The organism is Microbacterium sp. bgisy207, from assembly GCF_057706855.1.
The window spans coordinates 40,256-60,769 of record NZ_JBYIPB010000016.1 but is presented as its reverse complement, the minus strand read 5'-3'; the positions used below and the strand labels follow the sequence as shown (position 1 = coordinate 60,769).

General features: G+C 69.6%; 18 protein-coding genes. 5 read left to right on the top strand and 13 right to left on the bottom strand.

Annotated features, from left to right (window positions below):
* Positions 1–78: 78 nt before the first annotated feature.
* The 8 genes from AC3ENO_RS13695 to AC3ENO_RS13660 all read right to left on the bottom strand — a co-directional run bounded on the left by AC3ENO_RS13695 (position 79) and on the right by AC3ENO_RS13660 (position 7,244).
* Positions 79–759 (bottom strand): O-methyltransferase, encoded by a 681-nt coding sequence (locus AC3ENO_RS13695; RefSeq protein ID WP_434971156.1) that lies wholly within the window; start codon positions 757–759, stop codon positions 79–81.
* Between the two features lie 31 nt (positions 760–790).
* Positions 791–1,699 (bottom strand): CPBP family glutamic-type intramembrane protease, encoded by a 909-nt coding sequence (locus AC3ENO_RS13690; protein WP_434971155.1) that lies wholly within the window; start codon positions 1,697–1,699, stop codon positions 791–793.
* Positions 1,696–2,721, bottom strand: a complete 1,026-nt coding sequence (locus AC3ENO_RS13685) for an SdpI family protein (protein ID WP_434971154.1) — start codon at positions 2,719–2,721, stop codon at positions 1,696–1,698. Before AC3ENO_RS13685 ends, AC3ENO_RS13690 begins: the two co-directional genes overlap by 4 nt.
* Entirely contained in the window at positions 2,718–3,128 is a 411-nt protein-coding gene (locus AC3ENO_RS13680; RefSeq protein WP_434971153.1) for a GntR family transcriptional regulator, read from the bottom strand. The genes AC3ENO_RS13685 and AC3ENO_RS13680 overlap by 4 nt, the downstream gene beginning before the upstream one ends.
* Positions 3,129–3,190: 62 nt before the next feature.
* A complete protein-coding gene (locus tag AC3ENO_RS13675) occupies positions 3,191–4,030 on the bottom strand; it encodes an SGNH/GDSL hydrolase family protein (RefSeq protein ID WP_434971152.1) in 840 nt (279 codons plus the stop codon).
* A gap of 73 nt (positions 4,031–4,103) precedes the next feature.
* Positions 4,104–5,354: a histidine--tRNA ligase gene (hisS, locus tag AC3ENO_RS13670; RefSeq protein ID WP_434971166.1), complete on the bottom strand. Its 1,251-nt coding sequence runs from the start codon at positions 5,352–5,354 to the stop codon at positions 4,104–4,106.
* A gap of 31 nt (positions 5,355–5,385) precedes the next feature.
* The gene (locus AC3ENO_RS13665) at positions 5,386–6,072 is read right to left on the bottom strand and encodes a nucleoside triphosphate pyrophosphohydrolase (protein WP_434971151.1); all 687 of its coding nucleotides are present in this window, start codon (positions 6,070–6,072) and stop codon (positions 5,386–5,388) included.
* Positions 6,069–7,244 (bottom strand): Na+/H+ antiporter NhaA, encoded by a 1,176-nt coding sequence (locus AC3ENO_RS13660; RefSeq protein ID WP_434971150.1) that lies wholly within the window; start codon positions 7,242–7,244, stop codon positions 6,069–6,071. The genes AC3ENO_RS13665 and AC3ENO_RS13660 overlap by 4 nt, the downstream gene beginning before the upstream one ends.
* Before the next feature lie 167 nt (positions 7,245–7,411).
* Here AC3ENO_RS13660 and AC3ENO_RS13655 point away from each other — a divergent pair, with 167 nt between their 5' ends.
* The 3 genes from AC3ENO_RS13655 to AC3ENO_RS13645 all read left to right on the top strand — a co-directional run bounded on the left by AC3ENO_RS13655 (position 7,412) and on the right by AC3ENO_RS13645 (position 11,221).
* The gene (locus AC3ENO_RS13655; protein WP_434971149.1) at positions 7,412–10,105 is read left to right on the top strand and encodes a phosphoenolpyruvate carboxylase; all 2,694 of its coding nucleotides are present in this window, start codon (positions 7,412–7,414) and stop codon (positions 10,103–10,105) included.
* Between the two features lie 58 nt (positions 10,106–10,163).
* Positions 10,164–10,370, top strand: a complete 207-nt coding sequence (locus tag AC3ENO_RS13650; RefSeq protein WP_434971148.1) for a hypothetical protein — start codon at positions 10,164–10,166, stop codon at positions 10,368–10,370.
* Between the two features lie 62 nt (positions 10,371–10,432).
* The gene (locus tag AC3ENO_RS13645; protein WP_434971147.1) at positions 10,433–11,221 is read left to right on the top strand and encodes a siderophore-interacting protein; all 789 of its coding nucleotides are present in this window, start codon (positions 10,433–10,435) and stop codon (positions 11,219–11,221) included.
* A 94-nt stretch (positions 11,222–11,315) separates the two neighbouring features.
* Here the strand turns inward: AC3ENO_RS13645 and mfd are convergent, their stop codons facing one another.
* From mfd to AC3ENO_RS13630, 3 genes are read right to left on the bottom strand one after another with little or no spacing between them, the layout of a single operon-like run.
* On the bottom strand, positions 11,316–14,951 hold the full coding sequence (gene mfd / locus AC3ENO_RS13640) for a transcription-repair coupling factor (protein WP_434971146.1): 3,636 nt from the start codon (positions 14,949–14,951) through the stop codon (positions 11,316–11,318).
* A gap of 57 nt (positions 14,952–15,008) precedes the next feature.
* Positions 15,009–15,593, bottom strand: a complete 585-nt coding sequence (gene pth / locus AC3ENO_RS13635) for an aminoacyl-tRNA hydrolase (protein ID WP_434971145.1) — start codon at positions 15,591–15,593, stop codon at positions 15,009–15,011.
* Between the two features lie 35 nt (positions 15,594–15,628).
* Positions 15,629–16,252, bottom strand: a complete 624-nt coding sequence (locus tag AC3ENO_RS13630) for a 50S ribosomal protein L25/general stress protein Ctc (RefSeq protein ID WP_434971144.1) — start codon at positions 16,250–16,252, stop codon at positions 15,629–15,631.
* Positions 16,253–16,500: 248 nt separating this feature from the next.
* Between AC3ENO_RS13630 and AC3ENO_RS13625 the strand changes: the two genes are divergently transcribed.
* Complete coding sequence (locus AC3ENO_RS13625; RefSeq protein WP_434971143.1) at positions 16,501–16,626, top strand: hypothetical protein; 126 nt, start codon at positions 16,501–16,503, stop codon at positions 16,624–16,626.
* A 63-nt stretch (positions 16,627–16,689) separates the two neighbouring features.
* Positions 16,690–18,165 (top strand): NADP-dependent phosphogluconate dehydrogenase, encoded by a 1,476-nt coding sequence (gene gndA, locus AC3ENO_RS13620; RefSeq protein ID WP_434971142.1) that lies wholly within the window; start codon positions 16,690–16,692, stop codon positions 18,163–18,165.
* A gap of 73 nt (positions 18,166–18,238) precedes the next feature.
* On the opposite strand, the gene AC3ENO_RS13615 is transcribed toward gndA, so the two are convergent.
* Both AC3ENO_RS13615 and AC3ENO_RS13610 read right to left on the bottom strand, forming a co-directional pair.
* Positions 18,239–18,958 carry an ABC transporter ATP-binding protein gene (locus AC3ENO_RS13615; RefSeq protein ID WP_434971141.1) on the bottom strand — a complete coding sequence of 240 codons (720 nt, stop codon included), beginning with the start codon at positions 18,956–18,958 and terminating at the stop codon, positions 18,239–18,241.
* A 38-nt stretch (positions 18,959–18,996) separates the two neighbouring features.
* Complete coding sequence (locus tag AC3ENO_RS13610; protein ID WP_434971140.1) at positions 18,997–20,457, bottom strand: ABC transporter permease; 1,461 nt, start codon at positions 20,455–20,457, stop codon at positions 18,997–18,999.
* Between the last annotated feature and the right edge of the window lie 57 nt (positions 20,458–20,514).

Sequence of the window (20,514 nt, the reverse complement as noted above, 5' to 3'; positions counted from 1 at the left end):
GTCGGAGCGTCGTCGGTCCGCTCCCGAGTCTAGTGACGACGGATGCCGCGCCACAGGCCCGCTCGGGCGGAGAAAAGCTCAGCACACGACGGCGAGCGCGATCCCGTCCCATCCCTTGCGGTCGAGGGTCTGCAAGGCCGTCGCATCGAAGCGCGGATCATCGCGCAGCATCTCGAGGCAGCGTTGGGTGCCGACGACGTCGGAACGTACAGCGCCGGGGTCTGCGACCGCTCCGCCGCGGCCGATGTTGTCGACGACCACGACAGTCCCCGGGCGTCCGAGCCGGGCAGCCCAATCCAGGTAGAGAGTGTTCGATTCCTTGTCGGCGTCGATGAACACGAAGTCGAAGGCCTCCTCCCCTGCCAGGGTCGGCAGGATCTCCGCCGCACGCCCGATGCGGACCTCGACCCGTTCAGCGACCCCCGCCCGCTCGAGGCTGCTCCGCGCGATCGCCGCATTGTCGGCCTCGGCCTCGATCGTGACGACCCGGCCATCCTGGGGCAGAGCACGGGCAAGCCATATCGTCGAGTACCCCCCGAGCGTGCCGATCTCAAGCACCCGGCGCGCTCCGGCGATGCGGGCCAACAGGTGCAGGAATTTGCCGTTGAGCGGCGCGACCTCGATCGCCGGCAGTCCTGCGGCGCTCTGGGCCGTGATGGCCGCCTCGAGCGCCGGCTGATCGCCGACGAGAGCGTCAGTCAGGTACCGGTCGACGCGAGTCCAGGCGTCGGGAGTGAGCTCTGTCGTGTCCTCGGTCATGCGCTCAGCCAAGCGCGCGTGCGCGCACGGGTCAACCACGCTCACCAACGGGTGCCGTGAACCGTCCCGAGGCAGCGAGCACGGCGATCACGATCGCCAGCAGGACCCAGGTGACCGCGCCGAGGGGGCCCACGACAGCAAGATCCGGCCGTGCTCCGGCTGCCGCGACAAGAAAGACGACGCCGCCTGCCGCGTTCAGCGACCCGTGGGCGAGCACGGCGGGCCACACCGAGTCCGAGCGCAGTCGCAGCCAACCGAGCAGCAGCCCCCACATGACGCATCCGCCGATCATGAAGAGCACGCCGCTCAGATCGGGGCGGCCGAAGTTGTAGCCGAGCAGGATCACCGGGCTGTGCCAGAGCCCACACACGATCCCGGTGATGACGAGCGCAGGCCAGGTGCCCAGCGGCATGAGCGCCGGCTGCAGCCATCCGCGCCATCCGATCTCCTCCCCCGCGGCGAACACGCTGTTGATCACGGCGCCGAGCGGGATCTGGACGAGTTGCAGCACAAGGAGCATCTGCAGCGGCGGGAGGGCGGTGCCATCGGGCACGGCAGCCGTGAGCTGCTCGTGGAGGCCCGAGAGGTTCACGAGGTCGAGGCGCACCCATCCGAACGCAGACGAGATGAACACCGCCGCCACGACGATCACGATGGGAACGACGAGCGCGAAAGCCAGATAACCCAGCCACCGACGAACCGGGCCGAGGGGCCACAGCCCGAGGAAGGCTCGGCGGTCCTGCCGGGGTGAGCGGAGCAGGATCACGACGACGAGCGTCGCGATCGCTGGAGTGAGCATCATCGCGGGAAGCAGGAGGGTTGCCAGCGGTGACGCGATGCCCGCCGGTTCGCGCCACAGTGGCAGGACGACGAGCCACGCGAGCCCGAAGGCCACCGCGACGAAGACGAGGATCGGGACGACGGGTAGCCGGGCACTCATGAGCGGCCTCCCGCAACGGCGCGAGCGCGGAGAGCCTCCAGGACGCCGGCGGCGGTCGCCGCGTCATCCACGGTCACAACGAACGTGCTCGCACCCGTGCGCGAGACCTCGAGCGCCTCGCCGCGTCGCAGCACGACGCCGGTGCGTCCGTCGAGTCCTTTGCGGACCCCCCACCCACCGAAGTCCGCCACGGGGTTCACGCTGACGATGCGAACCGCCGTCACCGCCGACAGCGGCACACGGAACCGCGGGAAGCCCAGCAGGCTCGTGACCTGCAGACCCTTGTCATCGACTCGCACCCGGAAGATCGCGGTGGCGAGGATGGCGACGGTCACGACGAGCGCGACGGTAAGCAGGATGGGCCAGATCGCGCCGCCCGTGGCCGCGGTGTACCCGGCCGCAGCGAACAGCACGAGCGCACCTCCGACGAGCGCCGTGATCGTCGCCCGACCCAGTGCCGCCGTTCGGACCCACATCACCCGCTCCCCGGGAGCGAGCGGGGTGATCGCGACCTGTGCGGAGGCTGCCGCCGTCCCGCCGCTGAGCACAACCCGAGGCTGCCCGTACCATGCACCGACTCCGAGGATGACCGCCACGACACCTGCACCGATCATCGCCGGTACGACAGACCCGGCATCCGCGGCCGAGGCACGTCCCGCTTGAGCGGTGAACGACCACGTGACAGCCACAAGGAGGCCGCCAACCAGCGCGGGCGCGATCGCACCCAGGAAGCGCATGGTCGGCCCCCACTCACCTTCGCGCGAACCGAGGAGGACGAACATCGCCAGCAGCGCCGTAACCCCCACCCCGAAGGCGCTGCTCAGCGCGGGGACGAGGCCTGGCGCAGCGAAGCCATCCGGACCACCCGACGCGGTCCAATGGACGGCGACCGGGTCAGGCACGTTCGGTAGCACGATCAGTTGCACTGTCACGGCGGCGATGGTGAGCAGGAGTGGCACCGCGACGCCGATCCACAGGTAGGCGCGGCGGGCGCGGGCGAACGCGGGCGAGGAGACGGTCATGTCAGATCTTCCTGAGGGAGCGAACGAGGGGCGGGGGACGCGGGAGGCTCGAGAGGGGGCGGATCGATCTCGGCCAACAGCGACGCCAACACGGTGGGCGCAAGCCCGAGGCTGCGGGCGCGGGCGACGAGCGCCGCCACCTCACCACGCAGCTGCTGCAGGGCGTGTGCGGCATCGGTCACGACTGCCCCTCGGCCGCGGCGCATGTCGACGAGGCCTTCGTCGCGCAGCACTTGGTACGCGTGAAGCACAGTATGGAGATTGAGGTCGAGGGAGGCCGCGATCTCCCGGGCGGCAGGCAACCGCTCCCCGGCATGGATGCGGCCGGTGGCAATGCCCGCCCGCACTGACGCGGCGACCTGCTCCCAGAGGGGAGCATCGCGGGACGGATCAATCCGGATGAGCATGCAAAGTATTCTACTTCACATATAACAAGTACTACAAACGATGGTCGCCGCGACCCTGGGCGCTACGCCTCCTGCGCGGCAGCGACGTCACGTTCCGGGAGCGGGTGCCTGGTCGCCGCGCTCGTGCGCCCGAACCCGAGCGCGCCGGCAACCGCGGGCAGGAGCGCCTCCGCGGTGCGGCGGTAGCCGAGCGGACTCGGGTGGAACCGGTCCAGGCTGAACATCTCGTCGGGTTGCGAGATGAAGAAGGGACCGACGGCATGCCGCAGCGAGACGGCATAGGCCCCCGCGGCAACCGCGGCGTCCGACTGCGCCTCCGCCAGCTGCCTCGACATGCGCGAACCGAGCGAACGCAGCGGCTGGGGAACCGGGCGCAGTGCGCCCAGGTCTGGGCACGTGCCCACGACCACCTGCGCGCCCCGCGCCCGCAGGCGGATGATCGCGGCCACGAGATGATGCACCGCCGTCGACACCGGGATACGGTGGGTGATGTCGTTGCCCCCGACGACGATCACGGCGACATCGGGGCGGTAGTCGTGCGACAGGTCGTCGAGCTGGAGGCCGAGGCCCGAGGACTCCGATCCCACGACGGCCGCCGTACGCAATCGCACCGGGCGCTTCGCCTTCTTGGCCAGACCAATGGCGATGCGGGCACCCAAGGTTTCTTTGCGCCGCTGCGCCCCGAGCCCTGCCGCGATGGAGTCGCCCAGGATCAGCAGGTCGAGGGGCTCGCCGCCGAGCTTGCGCCGCCAGACGCGGTCGGCTTCGATTGCGTCTTCGCCGAGGGGCTTTCCGATAAGGCGTCGCGCCTGCGCCGCCTGCCTATCCAGTACCGCGCGGACCGCGAGCATCGCGGTCGCCAGGACGCCGATCGCGGAGCCGAGCACCAACGCTCCCGTCATCCTCCGACCCATAGCCCGATTGGACCCGGCCGATCTGAATCGATCGTGACGGCAGGGTGAACGCCTGGTCCCGCTATCGCAGAGGTCGCAGTTCGAGCGACTGCACCGTCGCCCCCGCACGAACCGTGGCGAACTGCGTGTACCCGTCGGCGACAGCGCGTTCGAGCAGAGGCTTGAGGTTCTTCGGTCGCTGCTCGAGCCGAACGCGGTCGCCGCGCGCAATCAGTTGCGCCTTGATCGCGACAAGCTCCGCGACGGGCACGTCCCTGTCGTGCACGAGCACAACGGCTGACTGTTCGGCGTCCGCAAGGTCGGCAACGAGATCGACAATGCGTTCGAATCCAATCGAGAAGCCAACCGCGGGCACCTCCTCACCCAGGAAGCGACCGATCATGCCGTCGTAGCGACCGCCGCCGCCCAGGGAGTAGGAGACCAGCGGGTGTGCGATCTCGAAGATCGTGCCGGTGTAATAGCCCATGCCGCGCACGAGGAAGGGATCGAACACGAGCGGCGCGGCGTCGCCGCGAGCACCGGCAACCGCCCCGCCGATCGCGGCCAGCGCATCAATCGCCTCGCTGTGCAGGCCCGCGGGAAGGGCGTCGCGGATCTGCTGCTCGCCGAACCCGCTGACCGACCCCTTCTCGCGCGAGAGGAACTCGGCGAACACGTCGACCGCGGCGGGCGTGGATGAGCGCTCGCGAAGCTCGGCTGTCACGCCGTCCGCCCCGATCTTGTCGAGCTTGTCGATCGTGATGAGGATGCCGGCTCGCTCGGCCTCGGGGAAGCCGAAGTGCTCGAGCATCGCATCCAGCAGGCGACGGTCGTTGATGCGCATCACGCCGCCCTCCAGCCCGAGCGCATCGAGAGTGTCCAGGGTCGCTGTGATCAACTCGGCCTCGGCGCGCGCCGACGCATCGCCGATGATGTCGATGTCGCACTGCACGAACTGCCGGTAGCGACCCTTCTGAGGGCGCTCGGCGCGCCAGACCGGCGCGATCTGCACGGCGCGAAACACCGCCGGCAGCTCAGATCGGTGGCTGGCGTAGAAGCGCGCGAGCGGCACGGTCAGGTCGTAGCGCAGGCCGAGGTCAGACAGCGCCGCGGGGTCATCCGCAGCGGCACGGATGCCGTCAGCGTCCAGCCCGCGGCGCAGAACGTTGTACGCGAGCTTCTCGTTGTCACCGCCGATCCCGGCATGCAGGCGTTCATAGTCCTCCACAACGGGCGTCTCGATCTCATCGAACCCGTGCGCGCGATAACGCTCGCGGATGATGGCGAGCACACGCTCGCGTCGGGCCTTGTCGGCGGGGAGGAAGTCGCGCATGCCGCGCGGCGGATTGACAGGAGGCACCGGCCTATTCTTCCAGGTCAGCAGGCGCCGTCTCGGCCTCTCGGATCTCGCGCTGGAGGGACCGCAGTCGCCCGCGCAGGGCACGTTCGGCATCCCACCCACGGGCCCTGGAGATCACGACCAGACGCAGCAGGGCCTCGCCGAGCTCTTCCTCGGAAGCCGGCGGAACGGTCCCGACTGTCTCCGCGTCGGTCGGCGTGCGCAACCCCACACTGTCGGCCTTGCCGAGCAGCTTCTGAGCGAGCGCGAGAGTCGGCATTCGTTCGCTCACGCCATCGAGGACGCTGGTGCGCGAGCGCTTCTCGGCGGCCTTCGCCGCATTCCAGAGCACAAGGACGTCCTCCGGCGTACGAGCAGTCTCCTCCCCGAACACGTGCGGATGCCGCCGCACCATCTTGTCGGTGAGGGTACGCGCGACGTCATCGATGTCGAACGGATCATCGGTGTCGCGAGAAGCGATCTCGGCGTGGAACAGCACCTGCCAGAGCAGGTCGCCGAGCTCCTCGCGCAGATCCGCTCGCGTCCCGACCTCGACGGCGTCGATGAGCTCGGCGCTCTCCTCGACGAGGTACGGCACAAGCGCCCGGTGGTCGATCTGCTGACTCCACACGCAGGTGTCGCGCACGGCCTTCATGGTGTCGGCGGCACGCCGAAGCGGGTCCGCAGCGACGGGTTCGGCGTGGTCGGTCATGACGCCGTAGCCTCGCCGGTCGCGCTGACGGCGCTTGCCCGGCCCCGATAGCGGCGCGCCCGCATCGACACCAGGACGCCCGCGATGACGACGGAGATGAGAGAGCCCGAGAGCACACCGAGGACGGCCTCGTCGGTGAGCAGATCGTTGCCCTCGAACGCGAGCTCGGACAGCAACAGCGAGACCGTGAAGCCGATGCCGCCGAGCGCACCGGCGGCGAGCAGATCGGCAAGGGGCAGTCGCGGCATCGCAGGATCGTGCGCGATGCGCTGCGAAATCCATCCGAACAGGGCGATGCCCACGATCTTGCCGACGGGAAGCGCGACGAGGATGCCGAAGAACGCGGGCGTGAGTTCGTCGAAGGACACCGCCGGGATGACCACGAGAGCGGAGGAGAACGCGAACAGGGGCAGCACGATGACATTGACCCACGGCTCCATCGCATGCCGTGCATGCAGCGCCGGCTGCTGGGCCATCGCGAGCCCCAGAGCAACGCCCGCGATCGTCGCGTGCACGCCCGACAGGTAGACAAGAACCCACGTCGTCAGTGCCAGCACGACGAGGATCGCGAGAATCGCGCCGCGCGCACGGCTGTCGAGCTTTCGACTCAGGTACCCGAACAACACGACGGCGACCGCGGCGGCCGCGAGCAGACCGATGTTGACACCGTCGGTGAACAGCACCGCGATGAAGATGATGCCGACGATGTCGTCGAGGATCGCGAGCGCGAGCAGGAAGATCCGCACCCCCGACGGCAGGCCGCGACCGAATACCGCGAGCACGCCCAGAGCGAAGGCGATGTCGGTCGCGGTCGGAATCGGCCATCCGTCAGCGGACGCGGTCCCCCACGCGAAGCCGAGATACACCGCGATCGGGACGATCACCCCGCCTGCCGCGGCGATGGCCGGCTGGAGGGCCTTGCGGGCAGAGTTGAGCTGCCCGTTCGTCAGCTCGAACTGCAGCTCGACGGCGACGACGAAGAAGAACAGCGCGAGGAGGCCGTCGGCGATCCAGTGCCCGACAGAGAGCTCGAAGACGCCGGGGATGCCGACGTAGGCGTGCTGGAGATCCTGCACACTGTGGCCGATCGGGGAGTTCGCGACGATGAGTCCCGCGGCCGCGGCCGCGAGGAGCATGATGGCGGGAAAACGCGCAGAACGAAGCAGCGACATGGAGTCCTTTCGGGGGATGCGGCAGCCGATGCCGACCAGACTTCCCGGCTCTCCAGACCCCCATCCTACCGGCCCGCCGCGACGACGCCCGGCGGGAAGGCGACCGCGCATGTCCTACCCCGCTGCGCGTGACCTCGACGAAACACCCTGGCGATACGGTGGAGTCCATGCACGAACTGACCCGGACCGAAGCCATCGATCTCGTCGGCCGATACGAGGCGGGTCAGGAAATCCCCGAGCAGATGCGTGGGGACGTGCGTCTGCTCGGCTCGCTTCTTGGCGAGGTCTTGCGCGAAAGCGGGTCCCCGGGCCTGTTCGAGGACGTCGAACGCCTGCGCCTTGCGACGATCCAGGCCTACACGGATGAGACGCCGGAGGCCTTCGCCCACGCGACCGAGGTGGCAGAGTCGTTCTCGATCGACCGCGCGCACGAAGTCGCGCGGGCATTCACCGCCTACTTCCACCTGGTGAACCTCGTGGAAGAGCACCAGCGGGTGCGGATCGTGAGGGAACGGGACGGACGCCCGGACAGCGAGGGCGCTGCCGACTCGATTGAAGCCGCGTATTCGAGGCTCGCCGACGAGATCGGTGAGGACGCGGCACTCAACCGCCTCCAGGCGCTGCGATTCCACCCGGTCTTCACGGCGCATCCGACCGAGGCCCGCCGCCGCGCGGTCTCCTCGAGCATCCGCCGACTCGCGGGCTTGCTCCAGGAGCACGACGACCGCTTGCGCGACGGCAACGACCCGACGAGCGTCGAACGGCGCATGGTGGAGGAGATCGACACCCTATGGCGAACGGCGCCCCTGCGTCCCGAGAAGCCCTCCCCGGTCGACGAGGTCCGCTCGGTCATGGCGATCTTCGACGAGACGCTCTACACGGTCGTCCCAGCCGTCTATCGCCGCGTGGATGACCTGCTCCAGGGCGAGCACGCGGGCGGCCGCGCGCCCCTGGTCACGCCGTTTGTGCGCGTCGGATCCTGGGTGGGCGGCGACCGCGACGGGAACCCGTTCGTGACGGCATCCGTGACCCGAAAGGCTGCCGGCATCGCGGCGGAGCACATTCTGCTCGGCCTGGAGCGCACGACCCAGCGCATCGGACGGACACTGACCCTGGATGCCGAGACCACTCCGCCGTCGGAGGCGCTGCTGACGCTGTGGAAGCGCCTCAAGGCCGCAGACGAGGACGCCGCCACCGAGATCGCGAAGCGGTCCCCGAACGAGCCGCACCGCCGCATCCTGCTGATGCTCGCCCGGAAGATCGACGCGACGCGGCTGCGCGACGCGGACCTGGCGTACCGGGAACCGAGCGAGTTCCTCGCGGACCTCCGCACGGTGCAGGACTCCCTCGTGGCGGCCGGCGCCGCACGCCAGGCCTACGGGCATCTGCAGCAACTGATCTGGCAGGTCGAGACGTACGGTTTCCATCTGGCCGAGCTCGAGGTGCGCCAGCACTCAGCCGTGCATGCGAAGGTCCTCGCCGAGCTGGACGCGGCAGCCGGCGCCGGATCACCCGGCGAACTGTCGGAACAGGCCGACGAAGTCCTCGAGGTCTTCCGCACGATCGCCTTCCTCCAGGAGCGCTACGGACCCAACGCTGCCGGGCGGTACATCGTCTCCTTCACGCAATCCGCCGATGATCTTGCCAACGTCCACCGCCTGGCTCGCTACGCGGTGGGCGACGGCGGGCGACTGCCGGTCCTCGACGTCATCCCGCTGTTCGAGACGTTCGCCGACCTGCAGGCGGCGCCGCGCATCCTCGCCGAGATCGTGCAGCATCCGGAGTTCGCCGAACGCCTGTCCCGCACCGGTCGCCGCCTCGAGGTCATGCTCGGGTACTCGGACTCCTCGAAGGACGTCGGTCCGGTGGCTGCGACCCTGGCGCTGTACGAAGCGCAGGCGGAGATCGCCGCGTGGGCGAAAGCGGAAGGGATCGAACTGACGCTCTTCCATGGCCGAGGCGGCGCTCTCGGGCGAGGAGGCGGCCCCGCGAACTCCGCCATCCTCGCTCAGCCGCCGCATTCGGTCGATGGCCGCTTCAAGCTCACGGAACAGGGCGAAGTGATCTTCGCGCGCTACGGCGACCCCGAGATCGCCATGCGCCACATCGATCAGGTGGCCGCCGCCGTGCTGCTGGCGTCCGCCCCCTCGATCGAACGGCGCAACAGCGGAGCGGCCCGCCGATTCGCCGAGGTCGCGGCAACTCTCGACACCGGCTCGCGCGAACGGTTCTTCGAACTGGTGAAAGCGCCCGGGTTCGCGCCGTGGTTCGCGCAGGTCACGCCCATGGAAGAGATCGGTCTTCTGGCGCTCGGCTCCCGGCCGGCCCGGCGCGGGCTCTCCGTCGAGTCGCTGGCGGATCTCCGGGCGATCCCCTGGGTGTTCGCCTGGGCCCAGGCGCGCATCAACCTCGCCGGATGGTTCGGGCTCGGCACCGCGCTGGACGCCGTGGGCGACGAGGATCTGCTGCGGGAGGCGTACGAGCAGTGGCCGCTGTTTCGCACGATGATCGACAACGTCGGCATGAGCCTTGCCAAGACGGATCCGCGGATCGCGCGACGCTACCTCGCCCTCGGCGACCGTGATGACCTCGCGGCACTCGTGCTCGACGAGATGGCGCTGACGCGTTCCTGGGTCATCCGTCTCACCGGCGGCGACGAGGTGCTCGCCAACAAGCCCGTGCTCCAGCGCGCCGTCAAGCTGCGCAGCCCCTACGTCGACGCGCTGTCGCTGCTGCAGCTGCGAGCGCTGCGGGCGCTCCGCGATGCCGCCGCGTCCGATACCCCCGCTGACCCCGATCAACAACGGCTTCTGCTGTTGTCGGTGAGCGGGGTCGCCGCCGGGCTGCAGAACACCGGCTGATCGACAGCGATCGCGCGTCGCTGCGCACCATGTCGGCAGCCCGGGCTAGCGTCGGGGCATGGCGATCACGACGAGCACCACATCCGTCTCGGTCAGCCGCGCCAAGGCGGTCGCCGGCACCGAGACCTGCCCGTTGTGCGGCACCGACGAGGTGCGTGTCGACGACGTGGCGTGGTTCGCGGTTGAGTTCGAGCGCCGCGCCGAGGTCGATGTGCAGGATGCCGTTGTCTTTCTCTGCCGCGAGTGCGGAGTGAACTGGGACTGAGCCAGCCACGAAGTCGCGCTGGCCAGACCCGGCGGTTGGCGTGCGGCACTACCGTGGAGGGGATGGCACTCTCCTCCCGAACGACCTCCCGCGCTCCCCGGCCGACGATCGAGCTCACCGTCCTCGATGCGACGTGGCTGAATAGCCAGCTCGTTCGGGTGCGCCTGGGCGGAGCAGGTTTCTCCCAGTTCCAGGACCGGCCCGAGACCGACAAGTACGTCAAGCTCAGGTTCCCTGCCCCCGAACCCGGCGCTGCGCCGGTCACGCGCACCTACACCGTTCGCCGTGTCGACCACGACGCACAGGCGATCGACATCGACTTCGTCATCCACGGCGACGAGGGCCTCGCCGGCCCGTGGGCGGCAAGCGTCCGACCGGGGGCGACGATAAGCCTCATGGGTCCCGGCGGCGGTTACTCCCCCGATCCGGGTGCTGAGTGGCATCTCTTTGCGGGCGACCTGTCAGCGGTGCCTGCCATCGGCGCGGCACTCGAGGCGCTCGCGCCCGACGCTCAGGGAACCGCCGTCATCGAGGTGGACGCCGAGGACGCGATCGTCGACCTCGCGCGCCCCGCCGGTGTCGAGCTCGCGTGGGTCACCAACCCGGATCACGCCACGTCGGTCCTGGCCGACGCCGTCCGGGGAATCGAGTGGCGCGAGGGGCGTGTGCATGTCTTCGCTCACGGGGAGCGCGAAGCCATGAAAGAGCTGCGGCGCGTGTTCTTCGAGGAGAAGGGCCTCGAGCGGGGGCAGGTGTCGCTGTCGGGGTATTGGGCTCGAGGGCGCACGGAGGACCGGTTCCAGGCCGAGAAGCGCGAGCCGATCGGCCAGATTCTGCCGCCGACGTCGTAGTCGCCGTCTCGCACACGCGGCGGGATCCGCACAGCGACGGGTCGATCGGCCCGAGCCATGCGTGGTTGTGCGGATTTCCGCGATTGTGGGCCGTTCAGGCCTCTGTCGCGTCAGGCACGGAGGCCTCGGTCGCGACCGGCTCGGGCCAGAGTTGGCCGAGCAGCGTGTCCACCCACGCGATGAGGTCGGCATCCGCCACCGGTTCCCCGTCAGCCTTCGGCAGGGGCACGACGACGGCCTCGCCGCCGGCCAGCAGCTTGGCCGCGGGATACAGGCGCTGCAGGCGCACGCGCATCGAGTCCTCGAGGCGTGCCGGCGCGATCCGCAGGTTCGGCCCCATCGCCACCACATCCGTGAGACCGGCGCGCGCCGCCCGGCGGCGCAGTCGCGCCATCGAGAGCAGTCCCGCGACATCTGCCGGCGGCTCACCGTAGCGGTCGGTGAGCTCCTCGATGACCGCGTCGATCGCATCATCCTTCGCCGTGGCCGTCGCAGCCGCCGACAGCTTCTGGTAGGCCTCCAGACGCAGTCGCTCGCTGTCGATGTAGTCCTCGGGGATCCGGGCCTGCACCGGCAGCTCGAGCCGCAGCTCGGCGGGACCTTCGACATCCTCGCCGCGGAAGGTCGCGACGGCCTCGCCGATCATCCGCAGGTACAGGTCGAAGCCGACGCCGGCGATGTGGCCGGCCTGCTCGGCACCGAGGAGGTTGCCGGCCCCGCGCAGTTCGAGGTCCTTCAGCGCGACGCGCATGCCGCTGCCCAGGTCGTTGTTGACGGCGATCGTCTCGAGCCGGTCGGCAGCCGTCTCGGACAGTGGCTTCGTGTCGTCGTAGAGGAAGTACGCGTACGCCCGCTCGCGGCCTCGACCCACGCGCCCTCGCAGCTGGTGCAGCTGAGAGAGGCCGTACTTGTCGGCACGGTCGATGATGATCGTGTTGGCGTTGGGGATGTCCAGGCCCGTCTCGACGATCGTCGTCGAGACCAGGACGTCGGCGCGCCGCTCCCAGAAGTCGTCGACGACCCGCTCGAGCTGGTGCTCGCCCATCTGGCCGTGCGCCACCGCGATCCGCGCTTCCGGCACGAGCTCGGCCAGCTCGCTCGCGACCCGCTGAATCGACTGCACGCGGTTGTGCACGTAGAACACCTGCCCCTCGCGCAGCAGCTCCCGGCGGATCGCCGCCGCGATCTGCTTGGGGTTGCGCGCACCGACGTAGGTGAGGATCGGATGCCGATCCTCCGGCGGGGTCTGCAGGGTCGACATCTCCCGGATGCCGGTCACCGCCATCTCGAGCGTGCGCGGGATCGGCGTGGCGCTCATCGCCAGGATGTCGACGCCGGTCTTGAGCTTCTTGAGCGCATCCTTGTGCTCGACACCGAATCGCTGCTCCTCGTCCACGATGAGAAGTCCCAGATCCTTGAAGACCACCTTCTCGGTGAGGATACGGTGGGTGCCGATCACCATGTCGACCGACCCGTCCGTGAGCCCGTCGAGGGTCTCCCGGGCCTCCTTGTCGGTCTGGAAACGCGACAGTGGCTTCACCGTGACCGGGAACCCGGCGAACCGTTCCGTGAACGTCTCAAGGTGCTGCTTGACCAGCAACGTCGTCGGCACGAGCATCGCGACCTGCTTGCCGTCCTGGATCGCCTTGAAGGCCGCGCGCACGGCGACCTCGGTCTTGCCGAAGCCGACATCGCCCGACAGCAGCCGGTCCATCGGGATCGGCCGCTCCATGTCGGCTTTGATCTCGTCGATCGTCTGCAGCTGGTCCGGCGTCTCCGCGAACGGGAACGCCTCCTCGAGTTCGCGCTGCCAGGGCGTGTCGGGACCGAACGCGTGACCCTTGGCCGCCATCCGCGCCGAATACAGCTTCACGAGCTCGACGGCGATGTCGCGCACCGCCTTGCGCGCACGCCCCTTGGCCTGCGCCCAGTCGCTGCCGCCCATTTTCGACAGCGTCGGGGTCTCTCCCCCGACATACCGCGAGAGCAGATCGAGCTGATCTGTGGGCACCATGAGCTTGTCGCCCGGGTACCCGCGCTTGGCCGGCGCGTACTCGAGCACGACGTACTCGCGGACGCTCTTGACCGGAGTGCGTCCGCCCGACGAGACCTCGCGCTTGGCGAGCTCGACGAACCTGCCGATGCCGTGCGTGGCGTGCACGACGTGGTCACCGGGCGTGAGCTGCAGCGGATCGACGACGTTGCGTCGCTTCGAGGCGAGTTTCTTGACGACGCGGGTGTCGCCACCGATGGTGCGCCCATAGAACTCCGACTCGGTGAGCACCGCCAGCCGGATGTCATCGAGCTCGAACCCTCGCTCGAGCTGCGCAAGCACGAGCGAGGCCCGGCCCGGCTCGGGAATGGCATCCGGATCGTCGAGGATCGCGGCGGGGATCTCGCGGTCGGCGAGCACATCGCGGGCACGCTCGACCAGGCCCACCCCGGATGCGGTGATCACGACCGTCCACCCGGAGGTGACTCGGTCGGCGACATACCCGGTCGCGCCCTCGACGTTGCCCTGGAACGAGGGGACGGGACGGGCCGGCACGCGCACCGGGGCCTCGTCGCCGCTCTCGGCATCCGACGGCGTCAGCAGGCCTTCCGCGGCGGCATCCCCGGCGCCGGAGTCGAAGGGGCTGAGGCTCCACCACACGCCGGAGCGCTCGTGGACTGCCTCGCGCAGGCGCGCGAGAGTGAGGAAGTCTCCGGCACCGAGGTCGACGGGGCTGTGTGCGCCGGCGGTGGCCGCGTTCCAGGCGGCCTCGAGGAACTCGTGATTGGTCTCCGCGAGCGTGCGAGCACGGGTGCGGGAGCGCTCGGGATCGACGAGCGCGACAGCCGAACGCTCCGGAAGATAGTCGACGAGCGTTGCCATCTGCGGCGCCAGGGCCGGCGTGAGCGACTCCATCCCCTCAGCCGGTATTCCCTCGGCGACCTTCTCGAGCATGCCCTGCAGCGCCGGCAGCTGCGCCCCGAGCGCCCGTGCCCGAGTCCGGACGTCGGCGGTCAGCAGCAGCTCGCGCCCGGGCAGCAACTCGACGGCGTCGATGTCGCCGGGCAACGACCGCTGGTCGGCGACGGAGAACGCGCGGATCTGGTCGACCTCGTCGCCGAAGAACTCCACTCGATAGGGATGGTCGGCCACCGTCGGGAAGACGTCGAGGATGCCGCCGCGCACCGCGAACTCGCCCCGGCGGGAGACCATGTCGACGCGGTGGTAAGCCAGTTCCACGAGGCGCTCGACGATCCGTGCGAGATCATTCCCCCGGCCGCCGGCACGCAACCGCACCGGCTCGATGTCGGTGAGCCCGGCAGCGAGAGGCTGGAGCGCGGCGCGCACGGATGCCACCACGATCGTCGGTGACACGGATGCCTCGCCTGCGCCACCTGCCAGCAGGGACAGCGTCTGAAGCCGGCGCCCGACGGTCTCCGGACTGGGGCTCAGCCGCTCGTGCGGCAAGGTCTCCCACGCGGGAAAGGGCAACACGCGCGCGTCCGGCGCGACAGCCTGCAGCGCGGGGATGAGGGATTCCACCCGCCTGCCGGTCGGCGCGATCACCAGCAGCGCGGGAGCGTTGCCGGCGTCGATCCGGCGGCGCAGCACCGCCGTCAGCAGCGGCGCGTCAAGGCCGTCGACGACCGAGACATCGGCATCCGTGACCGCAGCGGCCACAGCATCCCGGAAGTGTTCGGACCGATCGAGGGCGCGCGAGATCCCGGGAAATGTCACCGGATGATTCTAGGCGCCCCAGCGGCCCGCGGCGTCCCAGCCGCTAGCTGCGCCTACTCAGGGACGGGGAGCGTGGTGCACCTGCTGCGCCGCGAGCAGACCGTCCGACACGAGCCTTTCGACCGCGTCCGCCGCGTCCGAGACGGCGAGCGCCAGTTCTTCGCGCGCTGCGGCGGGGAAGGGCTGCAGCACCCAGTCCGCCGCGTCCTGCCGACCCGGCGGACGGCCGATGCCGACCCGGACGCGGGGAAAGTCCGGCGTGCCCAGAGCCTTCGCGACATCCCGTACGCCGTTGTGTCCCCCGTGACCGCCGCCGACCTTGAGGCGCACGGCGTCGAAGGGGATGTCGAGCTCGTCGTGGACGATCACGACACGCTCGGGAGGGATGCCGTAGAACTGTGCGAGTCCGGCGACGGGCCCGCCCGATACGTTCATGAACGAGTTCGGCTTTGCCAGCACGAGCTTGGCGGCACCCGGGCGCAGCCAAGTCTCGGCGACGCGCGCGTTCGCCTTGTGCGCGCGAAACGCCTCGCTACGCCGTGCGGCCAGCTCATCGATGACGAGCTGGCCGACGTTGTGACGCGTGCGTTCGTACTGCGGACCGGGGTTGCCGAGCCCGACGATGAGCCAGGCATCGCTCACGACTCGACGCTCCCTCGCCCGGACCGGCCGTCAGCTCACTCGGCTTCGGCGGCCTCGGCGGCCTCGGCAGCGGTCGCCTCAGCGGCGTCGGACTCCGCCTCGGCGTCGCCGGCACTCGCGGCAGCCGGCACCGAGATCGCGACGATGAGCACCTCGGGGTCGGTGACCAGCGTGGAGCCCTTGGGCAGCGCGAGATCGGCAGCCGTGATGTGCGTGCCCTCCTCGAGGCCCTCGACATCGACCTCGACGTGCTCGGGGATGTGGGTGGCCTCGGCGGTCAGCGACACGGTCGTCGCGTCGAGGTTGACGATGGTGCCGGGGAAGGACTCGCCGACCACGACGACGGGAACGTCGACCTGGACCTTCTCACCCTTCTTCACGACCACGAGGTCGATGTGCTCGATGATCTGGTGCACGGGGTCCTTCTGGACATCCTTGACCAGCGCGAGCTGGGACGTGCCGGCGATGTCGAGTTCGACGAGCGCGTTCGCGCGGCGCACGAGCAGCAGCATCTGGTGACCGGGAAGCGCCACGTGCACGGGGTCGGTGCCGTGCCCGTAAAGGACGGCGGGGATCTTGCCGGCGGCACGCAGGCGGCGGGCGAAGCCCTTTCCGAAGTTCTCGCGAAGCTCGGCGTGGACAGTGGTGTCTTCGGACATGTGCATTCTCCTTGGGCAGAGACCGGGTTCTGTTCTCAGCCCGGACGTGGTGGGGATTCGACTCAACCGCGAGCGAGAGCGCGTGAGGAAACCGTGAGGCCGCACACCCTCGTCGATAACGGATGCTCGACGCGGCGTGTCCTGCGCGCGCGAGCATCCCTCGCCGAAGTTCAGTCCGCAAGTCTACCAGCGAGGCCGGTATCATCGTGACGGGCCCCGACGGGCCCGCTTCCCGAGAGCAAGGACGGATGATGGACGCCCAGGTCACCTCGAACATTCTCGTCGCCGTGATCGGCATCCTCACGCTCGGAACGCTTGTCGGTGTCGTCGCCGCGTTCTGGTCGATGGGACGACAGGCCTACCGCAAGGACTGAGCTGGAGCGTTCCCCTAGGCTGACTGCGGCGATCACCCGCCGATCGACGACCAGGGAGTGAACGTGACGGAACAGGCAGCGACCAGCAGCGCGACAGCGAACATCGGGGTCATCGGACTTGCAGTGATGGGTTCGAACCTCGCTCGCAACCTCGCCAGCCGCGAGGGAAACACCGTCGCGATCTTCAATCGCAGCCCCGAGAAGACCGAGCACCTCGTGGCCGAGCACCCCGAGGCGGGGTTTGTCGCGACGTTCTCGTATGAGCAATTCGCCGCATCCTTGACCGTGCCTCGCACGGCGATCGTCATGGTCAAGGCGGGCGCGGGCACGGATGCCGTCATCGACGAGCTCGTGCGCGTCTTCGAGCCCGGCGACATCATCGTCGACGGCGGCAACGCCCTGTTCACCGACACGATCCGCCGCGAGAAGGCAGTGCGTGAGACGGGCATCAACTTCGTCGGCATGGGCGTCTCGGGCGGTGAGGAGGGCGCGCTGCTGGGCCCGTCCCTCATGCCCGGCGGATCGGACGAGTCCTGGGTGACGCTCGGCCCGATCCTCAAGACCATCGCCGCCGTCGCCGAGGGCGAGCCGTGCGTGACGCACATCGGCCACGACGGCGCGGGGCACTTCGTCAAGATGGTGCACAACGGCATCGAGTACGCCGACATGCAGGTGATCGCCGAGGCGTATGACCTCATCCGCCGCGCGACCGGCTACTCCCCCGCCCAGATCGCCGACGTGTTCGCCGAGTGGAACCGCGGCGAACTGGAGTCCTACCTCATCGAGATCACCGCCGAGGTGCTGCGCCAGACGGATGCCCTCACCGGCGCGCCGCTCGTGGATGTCGTGCTCGACCAGGCCGGCGCGAAGGGCACCGGCGGTTGGACGGCGCAGACCGCGATCGACCTGGGCGTTCCGGCATCCGGGATCGCCGAGGCGGTGTTCGCGCGGTCGCTGTCGTCCCACCCCGAGCAGCGCTCCACCGCGGGGGTGCTGCCCGGCCCCGACGCTGATGCGCAGACCGAGCGGGTCTCGGACCCCGAACAGTTCATCGAGCAGGTCCGCCGCGCCCTGTACGCGTCGAAGATCGTCGCGTATTCGCAGGGGTTCGACATCATCCGCGCCGGCGCCGCCCACTACGGCTGGAACATCGATCTCGGCAAGGTCGCGGCGATCTGGCGCGGCGGCTGCATCATCCGTGCCCGGTTCCTCAACCGGATCACCGAGGCCTACGCCGACGCCGCCGACCTGCCCGTGCTGATGACCGCGCCGTTCTTCGTCGACGCTCTCGCCGGCGCCCAGGACGCCTGGCGGGCTATCGTCGCCCATTCGGCAGCCTCCGGGATCCCCGCGCCCGTCTTCTCGTCGTCCCTCGCCTACTACGACGGTCTGCGCGCGGGGCGCCTGCCCGCGGCCCTCATCCAGGGACAGCGGGACTTCTTCGGCGCCCACACCTACAAGCGCATCGACCGCGAGGGCACCTTCCACACGCTCTGGTCGGGCGACCGCACCGAGATCGCCGCGGTCGACACCCACTGATCCCACGACAGGGGCCGCGGCCAGGCGATACGGGATCGCCGGCCGCGGCCCCTGCGCGTCGGGATGCTGCGGCTCAGAGTTCGCGCACGCTGCCCTTCTCGAGCCGGAGCCGCCGGTGTGCGCGCCGCGCGACCGCGGAGTCGTGGGTCACCACGATGAGGGTGAGCCCGTCGCGGTTGAGGCCCTCGAGCAGGGTCAGGATCTCGTCGCGCATGTGCTCGTCGAGATTGCCCGTCGGTTCATCGGCCAGCAGCACCCGGGGACGCTTGGCGATTGCCCGCGCGATGGCCACGCGTTGCTGCTGCCCGCCTGACAGCTCGCCCGGGCGGTGGTCGGCACGGTCGGCCAGCCCCACCTGGGCGAGCGCCTCGGTGACCTTCTCCCGCCGCTGGGCGGCAGTGAGCCCGAGAGGCTCGAGGCCCATGTCGACGTTCTCGTAAGCGGTGAGCGTCGGGATGAGGTTGAACCCCTGGAACACGAAGCCCACCTCCCTCGCGCGCACGAGCCCGAGTTGGGTGTTCGTGGCCGTGGCCAGGTCGGTCTCGCCCAGCTTCACGACCCCAGAGGTGGGGCGGTCCAGCGCTCCGAGAAGCTGGAGCAGCGTGGACTTGCCGCCGCCGGTCGGCCCCTGAATCGTGACGAAGTCCCCCTCGCGGATCTCGACGTCCACCCCGCCCAGAGCCTGGATCCTGCGGTTCTTCTGCGGGTAGACGCGCGTCACCTTCTCGAGCCGGTAGATGGCGGCGGGCAGCTGTTCGCGGATGCTGGTGCCCGCAGTCGTGGTCATGCTCATGGTCGTGGTCCTTTCCTTCGTGGCGGGGGTTGCGTTGCTCATCCGACCGACCGCAGCGCTTCGGCAGGGCTGAGGCGGGCAGCGCGCCAGCCGCCGAAGGCCCCGGCGAGCAGTCCGCCGGCGACGGCGATCCCGACCGCGGCGACGAGCACGGAGAGCGTGATCGGGGCATGCAGCACGACATCGGCCGCGGACTGGGTCATCCCGACGAAACCGCCCATACCGCCCTGCGCGGGGCCGCCCTGACCGGGTCCGCCCTGCACGCCCGAACTCGTGGCAGAGATCGTCGGCGAGACGAGATTGACCACCCAGATCCCCAGGAGCCCCATCGCGAGCCCGATCGCCCCGCCGATCAGGCCCTGCACGAGCGACTCGCCGGCGACCTGCCCGACCACGCGCCCGTTCGACCAGCCGATCGCCTTGAGGGTGCCGAACTCCCGGGTTCGGCGGGTCACCCCCGAGATCGTGAAGAGCACGGCGAGCGCGAGTGCGACAGCCAGCACGAGGATCGAGAGCCAGGTCCCGAGGTTCGAGATGAGCGCGGATGCGCTCGACAGCGAGGACGAGACCGTCGCGGCCAGGTCGGACTGCGAGCTGACGGTGACGTCGGCGACACTGGACTCGATCTCGATCTGAACGGCCTCGATCTGGTCTGCCGAGCCGGCCTGGACGTAGACGGTCGAGACGACGTCCTCGAGGCCCGCGAGAGTCTGGGCGACATCGAGCGGGATGTACACGTTCGCGGCGGTATCGGCGTCGCTCGAGGTCGAGGCGACGATGCCGACGACCTCGACGTCGGTGCCGCCGACATCGATCGCCTCCCCCACCGCGATCTCGTTCGTCGACGCGTACGTGGCGTCGACGACGGCGACGTGCGAACCGGCGTCATCCGCCGTCAGGGCGCGGCCCTCGGTCACCTCGACGGCGGAGAGCGGACCGACCGCGGTGTCTGCGGGGTCGATGCCGAGCACGGTGAACGAGTCCAGATCGAAGGCGCTGCCGCCGGCCCCGTCCGGACCGCCGGCGGGCGGCTGACCGCCGCCCTGTCCGCCCTCGCCGCCCTGCGGCATCTGGGTGACATCGGGCATCTCGCCCGAGAACGTGATGTTCGTCAGCGACAGGGCACCCGATGCCGCCGCGACGCCGTCGAGCGAGGCGACGGTGTCGATCGTCGATGCGTCCAGGGTGCCGCGCATGAAGTCGGCGGTCAGCCGCGACTGCGACACCGAGGTGGTGCCATCGGCGGTCTCACCCTCACCGCTGCCGAACTCGAAGCGCTGCGGCCCACCCTGGCCGGGCTCGGCTGCCACGCCCGTGACGGTCAGATCCGTCCCGACGCCGTACACCGACTCGAGCGCCTGCGCCTGCGCGTCCCGCACGCCCGCGGACAGGGAGTTGACGACGATGACCAGGGCGATGGCGATCGCCAGACCCGCCGCCACGATGATCGTCTGCTTCGTGCGGCCCGCCAGTTCGCGCCGCAGGTAGGTCCAGTACATGAGTCTCCTTCCGCCGGCGCAGAGCCGGCCGTCGGGATGACGGTAGGGACGGGCGTG